At 42.5% G+C, this 15,629-nt stretch carries 14 protein-coding genes; 6 read left to right on the plus strand and 8 right to left on the minus strand.

Features of this window, described 5'->3' with window-relative positions:
* Positions 1-112 precede the first annotated feature (112 nt).
* Both ACFE93_RS18745 and ACFE93_RS18750 read right to left on the minus strand, forming a co-directional pair.
* Positions 113-1,696 (minus strand): efflux RND transporter periplasmic adaptor subunit, encoded by a 1,584-nt coding sequence (locus ACFE93_RS18745; protein ID WP_375475058.1) that lies wholly within the window; start codon positions 1,694-1,696, stop codon positions 113-115.
* A 101-nt stretch (positions 1,697-1,797) separates the two neighbouring features.
* On the minus strand, positions 1,798-2,349 hold the full coding sequence (locus ACFE93_RS18750) for a hypothetical protein (protein ID WP_375475060.1): 552 nt from the start codon (positions 2,347-2,349) through the stop codon (positions 1,798-1,800).
* Between the two features lie 367 nt (positions 2,350-2,716).
* Here ACFE93_RS18750 and ACFE93_RS18755 point away from each other — a divergent pair, with 367 nt between their 5' ends.
* Entirely contained in the window at positions 2,717-3,610 is an 894-nt protein-coding gene (locus ACFE93_RS18755) for a tetratricopeptide repeat protein (RefSeq protein WP_375475062.1), read from the plus strand.
* Between the two features lie 240 nt (positions 3,611-3,850).
* Here ACFE93_RS18755 and ACFE93_RS18760 read toward each other — a convergent pair whose 3' ends face one another.
* The gene (locus tag ACFE93_RS18760; RefSeq protein WP_069073372.1) at positions 3,851-4,249 is read right to left on the minus strand and encodes a response regulator; all 399 of its coding nucleotides are present in this window, start codon (positions 4,247-4,249) and stop codon (positions 3,851-3,853) included.
* 284 nt (positions 4,250-4,533) lie between these two features.
* Here ACFE93_RS18760 and gyrA point away from each other — a divergent pair, with 284 nt between their 5' ends.
* The 3 genes from gyrA (at position 4,534) to ACFE93_RS18775 (ending at position 7,703) form a co-directional block, all read left to right on the plus strand.
* Positions 4,534-7,062, plus strand: coding sequence for a DNA gyrase subunit A (gene gyrA, locus ACFE93_RS18765; RefSeq protein ID WP_375475064.1), 2,529 nt, complete (start codon positions 4,534-4,536; stop codon positions 7,060-7,062).
* A 156-nt stretch (positions 7,063-7,218) separates the two neighbouring features.
* On the plus strand, positions 7,219-7,401 hold the full coding sequence (locus ACFE93_RS18770) for a hypothetical protein (RefSeq protein WP_375475066.1): 183 nt from the start codon (positions 7,219-7,221) through the stop codon (positions 7,399-7,401).
* 110 nt (positions 7,402-7,511) lie between these two features.
* The gene (locus ACFE93_RS18775; protein ID WP_375475068.1) at positions 7,512-7,703 is read left to right on the plus strand and encodes a GNAT family N-acetyltransferase; all 192 of its coding nucleotides are present in this window, start codon (positions 7,512-7,514) and stop codon (positions 7,701-7,703) included.
* A 28-nt stretch (positions 7,704-7,731) separates the two neighbouring features.
* Here ACFE93_RS18775 and ACFE93_RS18780 read toward each other — a convergent pair whose 3' ends face one another.
* Together ACFE93_RS18780 and ACFE93_RS18785 are read right to left on the minus strand one after the other, a co-directional pair.
* Positions 7,732-7,944 (minus strand): hypothetical protein, encoded by a 213-nt coding sequence (locus ACFE93_RS18780; RefSeq protein ID WP_375475070.1) that lies wholly within the window; start codon positions 7,942-7,944, stop codon positions 7,732-7,734.
* A 42-nt stretch (positions 7,945-7,986) separates the two neighbouring features.
* On the minus strand, positions 7,987-8,859 hold the full coding sequence (locus tag ACFE93_RS18785; protein ID WP_375475072.1) for a class I SAM-dependent methyltransferase: 873 nt from the start codon (positions 8,857-8,859) through the stop codon (positions 7,987-7,989).
* Between the two features lie 709 nt (positions 8,860-9,568).
* On the opposite strand from ACFE93_RS18785, the gene ACFE93_RS18790 reads away from it, so the two are divergent.
* Complete coding sequence (locus tag ACFE93_RS18790; protein ID WP_104904897.1) at positions 9,569-9,754, plus strand: chlorophyll a/b-binding protein; 186 nt, start codon at positions 9,569-9,571, stop codon at positions 9,752-9,754.
* 126 nt (positions 9,755-9,880) lie between these two features.
* On the opposite strand, the gene rpoD is transcribed toward ACFE93_RS18790, so the two are convergent.
* On the minus strand, positions 9,881-11,050 hold the full coding sequence (gene rpoD, locus ACFE93_RS18795; protein WP_375475074.1) for an RNA polymerase sigma factor RpoD: 1,170 nt from the start codon (positions 11,048-11,050) through the stop codon (positions 9,881-9,883).
* Positions 11,051-11,943: 893 nt separating this feature from the next.
* On the opposite strand from rpoD, the gene ACFE93_RS18800 reads away from it, so the two are divergent.
* Entirely contained in the window at positions 11,944-12,147 is a 204-nt protein-coding gene (locus ACFE93_RS18800) for a hypothetical protein (RefSeq protein ID WP_375475076.1), read from the plus strand.
* A gap of 440 nt (positions 12,148-12,587) precedes the next feature.
* On the opposite strand, the gene ACFE93_RS18805 is transcribed toward ACFE93_RS18800, so the two are convergent.
* Together ACFE93_RS18805 and gyrB are read right to left on the minus strand one after the other, a co-directional pair.
* Entirely contained in the window at positions 12,588-13,217 is a 630-nt protein-coding gene (locus ACFE93_RS18805; protein WP_375475077.1) for a fasciclin domain-containing protein, read from the minus strand.
* Between the two features lie 294 nt (positions 13,218-13,511).
* Positions 13,512-15,449 (minus strand): DNA topoisomerase (ATP-hydrolyzing) subunit B, encoded by a 1,938-nt coding sequence (gyrB, locus tag ACFE93_RS18810; RefSeq protein WP_375475079.1) that lies wholly within the window; start codon positions 15,447-15,449, stop codon positions 13,512-13,514.
* Positions 15,450-15,629 lie beyond the last annotated feature (180 nt).

Consider the following 15,629-nt stretch of genomic DNA (forward strand, 5'->3'; position numbering starts at 1 on the left):
TCGACAGTTGAGCCTTTTTGCTCGGCAGTTGAACCTTTTTACTCCCCTTTCTGTTCCATCCCCTTGCTCCCTTGCCTCTTTTTAACTAAACCGTATTGATTTAAAACTCACTTTAAGGGGAACCACCAGCAGAACCACCGCTTGAACGACCTCTGCCGCCACCTGTTCCTCTTCCTCCGCCTCCACCACCACCTAGACCAGGGAAAACTCCTCCTCTTGGTGTTGATTGCGGACGCGATCCTGGTGGGAAACTGAGCAACACCCTTTCGTCTCCTGTCAATCCAGACTTAACTTCGGTAAAGTTATTCGCGGTGACACCAGTCTCAATGCGAGTGAACACAGGTCTGTTATTTTTTCCTTGCACAAACACGCCTGTGGCATTTTCTTGGCGAACCACTGAAGCTGTTGGCACTACTAAAACATTTTCAACTTGACCGACTTGAAAATCTACTTCTGCATTCATCCCAGACCGCAGTAGTCTTTGAGGGTCTGAAAGTGATACTCTCACTTCAAAACTGGTGACGTTTTGCTCTACTATTGCTTGGGCAGCAATTTGACTGACTTTACCTTCAAAGGTTTTTCCTGGATAGGCATCTGCTTTAATCGAGACTTTTTGACCAAGGCTGATTTTGGAAATATTTGTTTCCGCTAAATTGGCGACAACTTCATTTGTGGAAGCTAAAGACAAGATTGAAGAAGAAGAAGAAGAAGCTACTTCACTACTGGCAGTTGTAGGTGTCACGAAAGCGCCTGGGTCGGCATATTTCTTTGTGACTACACCATCAAAGGGTGCGCGAATAATCGTGTCGTTGATTTCAGCTTGGATGTTTTGCAGCGAACCACGAGCCGATGTTACTTGGGCACGAGCGGCATTAATATCTTCTTGGCGTGTTCCGGCTTTCAAAAGTGCCAAAGCTTGCTGTCTCTGCTTCACCACAGCTCGTGCTTGCTCAACATCCTCTGGACGTGACCCGGCTTTTTGCAGAGCCAGTGCTTGCTGTGCTTCATTTACATTCGCTTGGGCACTGTCACGATTGGAGCGGTTTTGGTTGAGAGTCTGAAGGGAAATACCGCCTGCATTGTAAAGTTGCTGATTGCGAACAAAATCATCTTCTGCTTGGCGAAGGGCGGCTTGAGCGCTTTGCAAGCGTGCCTGTGCTTGGGCAATATCTTGAGAGCGATTACCTGCGATCGCTTTTTGCAAATTCGCTTCGGCTTCGTCTAATGCTCCCTGTGATTGGGCAATATCTTGAGGACGATTACCTGCGATCGCTTTTTGTAAATTCGCTTCGGCTTGTGCCAATTGTCCTTGAGCAGAGGTAAGTTGCCCCCGGAGATTGGAATCATCCATGTAAGCAACAATCTGTCCTTGTTTGACGATATCTCCTTCCTTCACCAGCAGGCTTTTCAAGATGCCGGAATTTTTTGGGCTGAGGTTGATTGACCGCTCAGGTTTCACCGTTCCGTTCGCTGAAACTGTGATTGTTAAACTCTGCCTTTCTACAGGTCTTGTCAGCACTCTGCGTCTGGCTTCTTGACGGGGAGCAACCGTTACTTGGTAATAAACTGCATAGCCAATTCCACCCAAAAGGCAAAGAGCAATTAGCCAAGAGAGCCAATTACGTCTGTCCTTTTTTTTCTTTAGCCCTGGAACTAAAACTGATGAATCTACGGTATTTGGTGTATCAATTTTCATATCCATTTTGTCTACAAGGAATGGCTACCGAGCTATTTATTCACGGCTAAAACTATAGCCTGGTAGCCTAATACTGACAATGATTTTGAGTTTTTAGTGTTTTAAAGGTTGATTTGCAGTACTAATCCACTAGGAAGTCTGAAGTAATCATCATGCACTCTCACTAATCTTTCAGCAGGAACAATTTCCTGATTGGGAAGAAGAATATCCCCGTTAGGAAGTCTGAAGTAACCTCGATCGCGCAGTCTGACTACGGATCTAGCAGGAATAATTTGCCCATTGGGATATCTGATATCACCATTGCCAAGTCTGACTACTCTGCCATTAAATTGGTTGTCACGATTCCAATTATCCCGATATCTGGGGTTTCTGACTTCTACAGGATAGGGTCTGCCATCACGGTTCCAATTATCCCTGTCTCTAGAGTTTCTGACTTCTCTAGAATTGGATCTGCCATCACGATCCCAATTATCCCTGTCTCTAAAGTTTCTGACTTCTCTAGAATTGGATCTGCCATCACGATCCCAATTTTGATCGCGATCGCCAACAACGTAGACTTTTGTCTGGGCATTTGCAGGGGCAGTCAAGAGAGTAGGAACAACTATCAGGGCAGCAGCAGCTAAGACTATCGATATACGGTTTGGTTTCAACATGGAATTGACTCCTTATTTGTATTAAAGTTCTATTTTGCTGAAGTTTGAATTCAGCAATCTTTAGACAGTTGTTTTTGTTTTGGCATTAAGGTGTTTAATATTTACCTCTTCGTATAAATTCATACATAATAATTATCGAACAAAAAGTTTAAACCGATGTATGACGAAAGTCACTAGTAATTCCAGGCTGATGTATGACCAAAGTCATCAATTGTTTAATGGGTATGGGGCATTGGGCATGGGTTATTCTCCTTGTCGTCTTGTCTCCCTCATCTCCCCAAGATTGGTAAGATTTTGCTACCGCCAACAGCGCAGATCGTTTAAGCTAGCTGAAAGATTCTTTGATTAGTGGCTTAAAGGCGGTAGTGTGCCTAAACATGTTCGTTTGATTTCTCTTTTAATGGTCTGTAGTTTATGGAGTATGCCAAAAGCCGCTAACGCGCAGGCATTAATACCCCATACACTGCAATTAGATGCGACAAAATTAGAAAAGCAAGGGTTGAGCTTGGCACAAGAGGCAGCTCAACTAGCTCAGTTTCAACAGGTTGAATTAGCTTTGCCACGAGCGCGGCTGGCAAGTCAACTGGCTCCTGGGAATGATAAAGTGTGGTTGCTGTTAGGTGGATTGCAGTTGCAATCCAAAGAGTTTGATGGGGCGATCGCTAGTCTGAAAAAAGCACAATCTCTCAACCCCAAAAATGGTGATATTTTATTTGCTTTGGGTTCAGCGAATTTTCAGCAGAAAAATTACCAGGCTGCTGTTGTCAATTATCAAGATGGTTTGAAATTAAAACCCAACGATCCAGAGGGGTTATTTGATTTGGGTAATGCTTACTATTTGCTGGGGAAATTGCCAGATGCGATCGCACAGTACGATAAAGCCGTTTCCCAAGATAAAAAATTCTGGCCGGCGCTGAACAATATTGGCTTAATCAACTACGAACAGGGTAATATCCCGGAAGCAATTAAGCGATGGCAATCTGCTGTAACCCTTGAGAAACAAGCGGCAGAACCTTTATTGGCCTTAGCCGTGGCACTCTATACTAAAGGCGATCGCCAACAAGGACTAACCTTGGGAGAAACTGCACTCCGTATCGATTCGCGCTATGCTAATTTGAATTTCCTCAAAGAAAATCTCTGGGGCGATCGTCTACTGTCTGATACGAAAAAATTCCTAGAATTACCCCGTATTCAAGCAGCCCTACTGCAACGAGAAAACTCATCATCAGCGCCTACGCCTAGACAACAGCCTACTCAATAGGTAGTGTTGAGTGCTGAGTGAGGAGTTATGAATTTACGAGTTCAAATATTTAAGTGTTAATTCCAAACTTCTAACTCCAAACTCTTTACTCAGCACTCACTACTCAGCACTCAGCACTCCTCCTTACCACTTGCCTAACAGTACCTTTCGTAGTACATCTATACTAGATAAAGACAGGAATTAGTTGCCCAAAAACATTGGCGGGCGAGTATTCCTGAAATAAATCGTTAATTTCCAGTGTTAGTCTGTGGGTAAAAGTGCGATGATTTGGTCAACAAACTGTTGATGGTCAACAACTGGCTTAGAAATGTAGCCATCAGCACCGCTTTGCTTGAGAAAGTTCTCGCGATCGCCTTCCATAGCATGTGCTGTCACCAGAATCACAGGTAAGTTTGCTGTTTTTGGATCGGATTTTAACATTTGTGTAATCTTGATTCCATCAACAGACTTGCCTTGGTAAACACTTCTGGAGAGAGAAACATCCATCAAAATCAGGTCGGCTTCTCCTGATTGGGCAATTTTAATGACTTCTTCGACATTTTCAGTGTGTTTCACACCCAAGCCACCACGCTTGGACAAAATTTTGGAAAAAACACGAGCATTAATTAGATCGTCTTCGACAATTAAAACAGTTTTCATGAGAATTTTAGTTATAGAGGTGAGGAGATTCAAGAATTCCAGAATACAAAATTAAGAAATGCAATCATGGTAAGTATCATAGCTACTAAGTTTATGTAGATTATACTCGTGTGCATCCTTTTTAATAGTCAATGTGCATCTTCGTCATCAAGGATGATACTACTGCTTTTTCTTCTGTGACTATCAAAATTTTGTTATGAATCTCATTTCATCCGTTATGCTGTGGTTGCCGCAGTGTTGAGTTGCATTGGCTTTTGTGTAGTTAAACTTCAGGGAAAAAACTCATGGCAAAACAGTTAAACCTTCTCTCAACGGGACAGGTAATTCCAACAGCCCTGCACACCGAGATGCAACGGTCTTACCTAGAATATGCCATGAGCGTGATTGTCGGGCGAGCGCTACCAGACGTGCGTGATGGCTTAAAACCAGTGCATCGGCGCATTTTGTATGCAATGCACGAACTTGGTTTAGTACCAGATAGACCTTATCGAAAATGTGCGCGTGTAGTGGGTGATGTGTTGGGTAAATACCATCCTCACGGCGACCAATCAGTTTACGATGCTTTAGTCAGGCTGGTGCAGGATTTTTCTAGCCGCTATCCCTTGCTGGCAGGACATGGTAACTTTGGCAGCGTCGATAATGACCCGCCAGCAGCGATGCGTTACACAGAAACGCGCCTTGCACCCATCAGCCATGAGGGAATGCTGACAGAAATTGGTGAAGAAACGGTGGAATTTGTCGGGAACTTTGATAATTCCCAGCAAGAACCAACAGTGTTACCTGCTCAGTTACCGTTTCTGCTACTTAATGGCTGTTCTGGGATTGCCGTAGGAATGGCGACAAATGTACCACCTCACAATTTGGGGGAAGTTGTCGATGGGTTAATTGCTTTAATCGACAACCCAGATTTGCCAGATGAAAAATTATTTGAGCTAATTCCAGGGCCAGATTTTCCCACTGGTGGGGAAATAGTTGGTGAAGCGGGAATTCGGGAAGCATATACCACAGGTAAAGGTGGAATTCTGCTGCGGGGAGTCGCAACTCTGGAGGAAATTCCAGCCGCTAGGGGAAGCAAGCGCCGGACGGCAATTATCATTACAGAATTGCCTTATCAAGTGAATAAGGCTGCCTGGATTGAGAAGGTAGCGGACTTAGTAAATCAAGGACGCTTGCAAGGAATTTCCGATCTTCGGGATGAGAGCGATCGCGAAGGGATGCGGGTGGTAATTGAACTCAAACGCGATACTAATCCCCAAGAAGTTCTCCAGAATTTATATCACCAAACTGCTTTACAAATGACTTTTGGGGCGATTCTCCTAGCAATAGTGGATGGACAACCTCGCCAGTTAAGTTTGCGTCAACTGTTGCAGGAGTTTTTGAGATTCCGAGAAGAGACGCTGAACCGTCGCTACAATTACGAGTTGGGTAAGGCCCAAAGTCGCGTGCATTTGGTAGAAGGTTTGCTGAAAGCGCTGTCTAATTTGGATGAGGTAATTAGAATTTTGCGCCAAGCTCCTGATGGTAGTACGGCAAAAATTAATCTTTGTAGCCAACTGGATTTGAGTGAGGTACAAGGAGATGCAATTCTAGCTATGCCGTTGCGCCGCCTCACTAGTTTAGAACAGCAAAATTTGCAGCAGGAATTTGAGCAGTTAAGCGAACAAATTAGATTGTTGGAGCTATTACTGAGCGATCGCCGCGAATTATTAAAGGCGCTGAAAAAAGATTTGCGATCGCTCAAGCGCAAGTACAACGATCCCCGACGGACGAAAATTGCAGAGGAGCAAAAGTCTAGGGCAGAGGAGCAGAAGTCTAGGGCAGAGGGGCACAGCAGCAGAGGGGCACAGGAGGAGGAACTTAAATCTTCTGAACCAGTAGAGGAAGCAATTTTAGAATTTACCCAACGCGGTTATGTCCGCCGCACCCAGCCATCTGGAAGAAAGTCAAAAGCTGAAAATGGTCTGCACGATAATGACTTCATTATCCAAACTGTTTTAACTGACACAGAAAAAGACTTGCTAATACTAACTGGTGGCGGCAAAGTCTATCCGGTGAATGTGGGAGAAATTCCGCCAACTACTGGGCGTTCTCCACGGGGAAAACCTTTGATTACTATGCTCAGTAGTACTGCTCAAGGCGCTCAAGAAGCCGTGGTCAGCCGCTTTTTGCTGCCAGAAAATCTCGAAACTCAGCAGATGATTCTCCTAACAAAACAGGGAAGAATTAAGCGTCTGTCTTTGGGAGAATTCACTAACCTGACTCGGCGCGGCATCACGATTTTGAAGCTCAAAGACGATGATGAATTGTCATTTACCCAGTTCACCAAACCAGGGGAGCATCTAATTTTAGCTAGTTCCGGTGGGCGACTGTTGCGCTTTGCAGTCAATGATGAACAATTGCCGGTCATGGGACGCACGGCGATGGGTTTACAAGCATTTCGACTATTGAAAAATCAGCAAATGGTTGGCTGTGTCACTGTCGGTAAAGATGACCAACTGCTGCTAGTTACTCAAGAAGGATATGCCAAGCGGATGGCTGCGAGTCAGTTAAGAGCGGCTAATCGCGGCGATTTAGGCACGCAAGCGCTGAAATTTGTCAGCAAAACTGACAATTTAGCTGGTATGGTGATGGCGATGCCTTCGGCGGGCTACGCCAACGCATCTGGCGAAGTAGCTTTAGTAACGAATAAGGAGCGGGTCGTGCGCATACCTGTGGAAACAGTGCCGCTCTTAGGTAGGGATGTCAAAGGTGAAAGCATCCTCCAACTCAACCGCGATGAAAAAATCATCACCGTGGCCGAAGTGCGATCGTAAATTAGGGTAATGTTCAACTTGCAACAAGCCAACTTGCTGGACTTAGAGGCGCTAATCTAACTGCGTCTCGAACTCCTGCGGGAGGTTGGCGAGATTAAAGGGGATTCTGACAGCGCAAATTTAGCAGAAGCAACTCGAAAATATCTTGGCGAAAAAATGCCGCAGGGTAAGTTTTTAGCTTGGGTAGCAGAAGTGGATAGTCAAATTGTTGCCACTAGCGGCTTGGTATTTTTTCAACGACCCCCTTACAACGGCAATCTCTCAGGCTTAGAAGCCTACATTATGAACCAATACGGTTCAGTTAAGGTTAAAATCCTTTGCCAAAGTCAATTTTTTTAACGAACCGCCTTCCCTGCGAGAGGCTTCCGCCAACGCGCAGCGTCTCGTTAGAGAAGGACGCAAAGGACGCAAAGAGAAGGAAGAAATGCTTAACTGAACTGTATTGCATTATGAACGTTTATACAATTCCGATGTGGCGAGGCCAGGGAATTGCAACAGCATTATTAAAGGAAATTATCAGCTTTGTGAGAGCAACTGAGGCAAAACACCTCTGGCTTCACACTACTGAGGATGGTAAACGTATCTACGAAAAGCTTGGTTTTGTCTCGACTTCAAAAGAAATGGAAATTTTTTGGTACTAAGTACAGCATTTCATTAATTCGTAGCGAATTAATGAAAGGCAATACCTTGCAATGCCAATGCATCCCAATACAATGTTAATGCGTCCCTCTGCAATGCCATTGCATCTCGATACAATGCCAATGCGTGCCCCTGCAATGCCATTGCATCCCAATACAATGTTAATGCGTGCCCCTGCAATGCTATTGCATCCCGATACAATGTTAATGCATTCCCCTGCAATGCCAATGCATCCTCCTGCATTAAAAACGCTACGCTTTTACGCAAAACTGTACTAAGGAAAAATCAAGCAGCATCTAGAGTAAGCACAAAGACAGATTGAGCAGCAAGCATTCTCCTTGCCGCTTCTGGATCAATACCCAAAATTTCTAAGCAGCTTAACTCGTCTATTGCGTTCAACATACTATGTTCTGTCACACGAAAACCTTGTTCATAAACAAACTGCCGTGCTTGGTCGAGTGTGCCAAAATTATTATTTACTAAAGACCTGCCTGTGAGGTTAGTAACTGTTTGTAATAGCTTTTGTAAATCTGAGTCATCTTGTTGCGATCGCACTAAACTACCTGTGTCAATGAAATCAGGAGTAATCCAAACACCACCATAAGAGTGAAGCATATCGCGGATATTGGCACACACAAGTTGTTTTTCTACCAAAGTCAGATGTGTCAGCAATCCTTCACACAAAATCATCACTGGCTGTCCAGCTTTAAGTAGAGAAGTACTCTTCCAAAATTCACTAGGACGGCTGGTAGCATCAATTTCTATAAAATGTAGGTTAGGACGTTCCCCCACTAGTTGCTGAATTAGTTGCTGTTTGCAACGAATCATCTGAGGCAAGTCACTTTCAATAAAGGTTATATTCGGATTGTTAGATATCAAAAGCCCACGCGGTAACAAACCAGATGCTAGTTCTAGAACTTGTGTGATTTGATATTGAGCTATGACCTGGTTGATGGTTTTATAACGAGCTTCCACACGTGCGGTAAGCAAAACACTTTTGTCTTGATTTTGTGGTTGAGATAGCTTTACCAACCCTTGCATCTCTATTAATTGTGCCAACTCCTTAGCATAAGGAATATCTGTGAACTGTCTAGCTAGACTAACCATGAAGGCGGTAAGGATAATTTTGTCAAAGTCATTAGTTTGCTGTTTGTTCATAAGTTTTTTCGATCTATTATCAAACAGTTTAAATATCAATTTTTCAAATGTAAATTACCTAAAACTATAAATTATTTTTATAATTAATAAGAATAACTTAACTATCTGGATGACAAAGCTAAATTAATAATTTTAGTGAGTGCGTAGACATTAAGCAGTCTTAATCACTTAACTCTTCACCCATAAGACTGGTAAACAAGGTATTTTCAACCTTGAAGTGTAAGCATTTTGTACTCTAGATTCCTAGATTAATGCTAAAAAATTCTAATTAACTCCTAATTAATACACATCTATCTGTAATTTAAATTCTTGTTTTTCAACGAGTGTAGCTTGAAAAAACTACTTATATGATAAAATAATTGCAAATAATTCTTAACAAACTCAGAAACTCTGCCAAAAGTCTTGAGTAGTTCATGACTTACGTACAAGCAACGAAAAATCTAACCGCATTCGCGTTAGCGTCTCCCCTTCTCCCAAAGGGAGAGGCTAACGCCAAGGGAGAAGGACACGGAGGAATAAGAGTTTAAGGGGTTTTTGCATAAGTCCTATAGTTGTATCCAAAGATAAATGTTTTAGCTTTTATTAATTCCTATTTTTTATGTCAAGGTATAGAAACAAAAGTATAAAATATGTTGCCTTTATAAAAATATTTGTTATATTAGTTTACATAAGGCAATAAACCTTAAAAATTAAGTTTGGAGTTCTAATCATGACAAATGCAAGCACAACAAAAGTCACTACTCCCGTAATTGAAGATCGTAACGCTTGGCGTTGGGGCTTTACCCCACAAGCAGAAATTTGGAACGGTCGCTTGGCAATGATTGGCTTTTTAGCAGCCGTTTTGGTTGAGCTTTTTTCTGGTCAAGGCTTTCTACATTTTTGGGGCATCCTATAAGTTTTAATATTTAAGATGACCTATAAATAAAAAAACCTGGAGTGCTAATTCACTACCAGGTTTTTTATTTGTTTTATCAGTTGTCATTTGTCATTTGTTTATTCACTAATGACCAATGACTATTGACTACCGAATATACTCTTTGAGAACGCTGTTACGATTTGGGTGGCGTAACTTGCGGAGTGCCTTCGCCTCAATTTGACGAATTCGTTCGCGGGTGACGTTGAAAATCTGTCCGATTTCCTCAAGGGTCTTCATCCGACCATCATCCAAGCCGTAACGCAGTCTGAGAACATCGCGTTCGCGTGGGCTGAGACTGTCGAGGACTTTTTCAAGGTCTTCGCGTAGAAGATTTTTGGAAACTTGGTCTTCTGGCGTCTCACCATCGGATTCAATAAAATCGCCCAATCGAGAATCTTCTTCTTTACCAATTGGCGTTTCTAGTGAAATAGGTAACTGGGCGGATTTAGCAATGAACCGCAACTTCTCAATGGTCATTTCCATGCGAGTAGCGATTTCTTCTTCGGTGGGTTTGCGACCCATTTCTTGAGATAGCAGTTTGGTAGTTTTCTTAATCCGAGAGATGGTTTCGTATAAGTGAACTGGAAGACGAATTGTGCGGGATTGATCTGCGATCGCGCGGGTAATTGCTTGACGAATCCACCATGTAGCATAGGTGGAGAACTTATAACCTTTTTCGTGGTCAAACTTTTCAGCGGCACGAATCAAACCGAGACTGCCTTCCTGAATTAAGTCTTGGAACGACAAACCACGATTCATGTACTTCTTAGCAATTGAAACTACAAGACGGAGGTTAGATTGCACCATCTTGTCTTTCGCCCTGCGACCAACATGGAGGCGATAACGAAAGGCTGGTAGTGGCAGTTGTACTGCTTCTGCCCATTCACTATCTCGAGGATCGCGATCTAATTGCTCATACAGTCTTTCGCGTACCCTCTCTAATTCCAGCAAATCGGCTATCTTCCGCGCCAATTCAATTTCTTCGTCTGCCCGCAACAAACGAATTCTACCAATCTCTTGCAAGTAAAGCCGAATTGAATCTTCGGTATAGTGCTTTTTCTTGCTTTGTGTCCGACGACGCGATTTAGCGGCTTTTCCAGACTTTGCGTCGTCCTCATCAGACTGAGGCTCTAAAAATTCCTCGTCACCTTCATCTACGATCAGCAAGTCCTCTTCGTCGTCTATTAAGAGTTCTTCTAACTCGAGCTCAGGCTGATTCATTATTTCTAGGTCAGGCTGATATATGCTTTCGAGTACGTTGTTAGCCTGGTTCATGCCGCGTTCCTCATGCTCCTTGCAGAATCAATTACTCAAGATGTGTTTAGCGCTCTTTTAAACGAGCCAATTGCTAACCGAAAATAAGCTTTTTGGCAGATTTGCCAGAGATATTTTCGGACGTTTTACACCTCCAGTGGGAGGGTTTTTTACTTTAGTTTAAGCAACTACTAAAGGTGACTTGCTCACTTTAGTAAATGTTATATGTGTTGCTATCACATATTGCTTTCAACTAACTGGTCAAAATAAAGACTCGCCTTTATCAAAAAATTTGCCACTCTATACAAATGAGTTCATACTGTTGGCAGATTTTCGTATTAAAGACTCTTACGATTGTAGCCTGTTTCACAGAAATTGCACTCTTTTTGTGTATTAATCATGAATTCATTAAGCAACTTTTAACTACTTTCACCAAAAAGACATTGGAAACGGGATTTATACCCGGAAATTTTTTCTCCACTTTTCGGAATTGCAGTGACGCTCTTATTACATTACGAAGTAAGTACGCTTGCTCCTGCCGAATTTCATGTATTTTACACAACATTAATTACTGAGAAAGAGGGCATTTTATGTTAACTCAGACTATTCGTCTTAACCTACTCATTTTTACATTTCCTTCATAAATTAAGCATCCCTTAGACTAAAACGGGTATTGTCCTTGGGTAAATACAACAACGGTGGTGGTGCTTGCCTGAAAGCAGTTAACCTTCTGCGTACTAACTACCTTAACTGAGGAGTTGAGGCGGTGGCAGATCGATCCGATTGGAGATCGATTTAGGTTTACTAATTCGGTCTTATTCACACGTTAGCGCACTGTGGCGATTTCAGCCCTATGAAACTTGACAAACTTTTTTTATTGTATACAAGGATATTTTAATCAATTCAAAAACAATTTGTCCTGCGAACTTGCCAATATCGTCTTAATCTTGGGCAAAAGTACATTAGATACATACGATACAATAGCGATCGCCACGGCACTACATGAAGATATTAACAAGTTTTCATCCTTCTGGTGTGTACTTCCAACAGCTATTGCCTCGAACATAGAGAACCCAGCAAATTACCTGATGATTTGGTTACAAAACTTTTTTGCGTAAATTAATGGTAAATTTCAATACTTTTATTTCGGTAAATTTCTGTCATCTTACGATCAGAAATCCTCAAAATACTTATTAATTGCTGTTTGATAGATGATATTTAGTTATTTTCTTAAAGCATAACAAATGTGTTTCTCGCTGGTAGTCCAAATTAATCAGCGAGTCAGAGCAAAGAGTATTATCTGGACTAACTTTCCAATAAAGTTAGTAGTTGTGTTAACAATCGAGCATTGATTGTTTGGAAAGTATTGACAATAAACAAATTATATGGTTTATAATAATTGATAAATTTGGAATATTTGTAGTTTTTGTAGTTTAAAATCATCGTTTGTGTGACAAGTGAATCTAAATTTTTAATTAATTGTTAGTAACTAGTTCAAAATCATGGTGGCTTTCAAAACTACCCCTAATAAAAACTGGAGAGTATGAACTTTGCTGAACTACCGTGGTGTTGGGGTGGTGTTTAGACTTGCAGGGAAATTAGGTGGGAGAAGTACTTGGTCAACTACATGAACAATGCCGTTGCTAGCTGGGATATCTGGCTGAGTCACCTTAGCATTATTGACTGTGATTGAGTTACTGGCACGATCAACTGTGATTTTAACGGGACTACCCTCAACTGTTTTAACTTCTCCAGATGTCAATTGCTGGGAGGTAATTCCCCCAGGTATAACATGGTAAGACAGAACCTTGATTAATTGTTGTTTGTTTGCTGGCTGTAAGAGTTGGTCTAGAGTAGCTTTGGGTAAAGCAGAGAAAGCGGCGTCAGTGGGTGCAAATATTGTGTAAGGGCCTGGTGTAGCCAATTGTTCAGTTAAGCCGGCAGCTTGCACTGCTTGAATGAGAGTTTTAAATTGTCCTTGACTAGCTGCTGACTTTGCCAATTCTGCTAAATTTTGGGTGGCAATAGTCGCAGTAGGAGTTGGCGTGACGAGCGGGACAGTTGTTGGAGAGACAGTTACTGTAGGGGCTTCTGCGACACGTTGAGCGCAGGCAGACAGAGCAACTAAGCTACCTATGCCAATAATATTGAACAATGCTTTTCCTAGTATGCCTTTGATCGCTTTCATAGCTTTGTGTAAAATCCGGTTAAATAGGGAATTATTAACAATAGTTTATGAATTTATGGATATAGTCACTCATCTAACGACATATTTTGTAGCAAAAAAATATTAATCCAGAGTTTTTATAAAATGCATAATTTGTCATCAATCAAAAGAGGTAGTTTTTATAAAATTTTTGATATAAAGTCTTTACTAAAATCTGTTGCAGTAATGTTAAGCAATACTTAAAATCTAAAGAGCCCCGATTCTTTGAAAAATCGGGGCTCTTGTTTTTTACAAATGATTAAGGACTGCTGGTATTTAGATATCTAGATCGGTGAAGTTGAGTTTAGAGCCATAGGTTTCGATGAATTCTCGTCTGGGTGCGACACGATCGCCCATTAAAATTGTGAAGATGCGATCGGCTTCGGCGGCATCCTCAATTTCGACTTGCTTCATTTTACGGGTTTCTGGGTTCATTGTGGTGTCCCAGAGTTGTTGTGGCATCATTTCACCCAAACCTTTAAAGCGTTGGATGGTGTAGTTGGCGTTAGCAGGAAATTTGGCGATCGCTTGATTTTTTTCGCGATCGCTATAGCAATACTCATGATTACGTCCCCGTTCGACTTTAAACAATGGGGGACAAGCAATATAAATAAAGCCTTGTTCAATGAGCGATCGCTGATATCGATAGAAGAATGTTAACAACAAAGTACGGATGTGCGCCCCATCTACATCAGCATCCGTCATGATGACTATGCGGTGATAACGCAGTTGAGTGGAATCGAATTCATCACCTTTAACACCTAAACCAAGTGCTGTAATTAACGATTGAACTTCGTTATTTTTATAGATTTTAGCATCGTCGGTTTTTTCAATGTTAAGAATTTTACCACGTAGAGGCAAGATTGCTTGAGTGCGGCGATCGCGTCCTTGTTTAGCACTTCCACCTGCTGAGTCCCCTTCCACGATGAATATCTCAGATTCGCTGGGATCGCGAGAACTACAATCCGCCAATTTACCAGGTAATGGCGATGATTCTAGTACAGATTTGCGGCGAACTAATTCCCGTGCATGACGCGCTGCTTCTGCGGCTTTGAAAGCTTGGATAGCTTTGTCTAAAATTGAGTCTGCTATAGCAGGATGAAATTCTAGGTACTCGGTGAGGACTTCTCCCACCAAAGAATCAACAATTCCCCGAACTTCAGTGTTACCGAGTTTGGTTTTGGTTTGTCCTTCAAATTCTGGATCGGGGACTTTAACGGAAATTACGGCTGTCAAACCTTCGCGGACATGTTCGCCACTGAGGTTAGGTTCATTCTCTTTAATTTTATTGCGCTTGCGGGCGATCGCATTTAATGTCCGCGTCAGAACCGCCTTCAAGCCTTCTAAGTGCGTACCACCATCCACCGTGCGAATATTATTGGCAAAACCTAGCACATTATCCGTGTAAGCATCAGTACACCACTGTAAAGAAACTTCTACTTGTACGTTGTTCCGTTCTCCTTGCACATAGATAATTTCTTCATGCAGCGGTTGCTTTTCACGGTTCATGTACGCAATGTACTCTTTGATCCCACCCTTGTACTCGTAGGTTTCTACCTTGGGTGTATCGCTTTTTAGTAGTTCTAAACGGTGGTCAGTAAAAGTAATTTTGACACCTGCATTCAGATACGCCAATTCCCGTAGGCGACCTGATAAAGTGATGTAATCAAACTCAATGCTAGTGGTGAATATTTGGGTATCTGGCTTAAAAGTAACAGAAGTTCCAGTTCTAGCTTCTTTGTAAGGTTTGACTTGCAGATCGCTAACTGGGATACCGCGTTCGTAGCGCTGAAGATGAACCTTTTTATCTCGCCAAACCGTAACTTCTACAACCTCAGATAGGGCATTAACAACAGAAATACCAACCCCGTGCAATCCTCCAGAAACTTTGTAGCCACCGCCGCCAAACTTACCACCAGCGTGCAGTACTGTCATTACGGTTTCCAAAGCCGATTTTCCGGTGCGCGAGTGAGTATCGACGGGAATACCGCGACCATCATCTGTTACAGTCACAGAACCATCAGCGTTGATATCCACTTCTATATGAGTGCAATGACCCGCCAAAGCCTCATCGATTGAATTGTCCACTACCTCGTAAACTAAATGGTGGAGTCCTCGCGGCCCAGTGGTACCGATGTACATTCCTGGTCTTTTGCGGACGGCTTCCAGACCTTCCAGAACTTGAATCTGATCGGCACTGTAACTGCTCGTCATGTAAACTCTCCTGATGCGTGGGGTTGAAATCGCCGAAAGGCAAATAAAAGTAAAAACACTCCAAAATTGTAACACAAAAGCCTTGCTGGCGTCTGTAGGGCATTTTCAAGAGAAGTTTATACTGGGGTTGCAGTACCGTGCCAGAGGGGCAGGGGAGCAGGGGAGGCAGGGGAAGCAGAG

The organism is uncultured Nostoc sp. (genome assembly GCF_964247315.1).
Lineage (GTDB): Bacteria > Cyanobacteriota > Cyanobacteriia > Cyanobacteriales > Nostocaceae > Nostoc.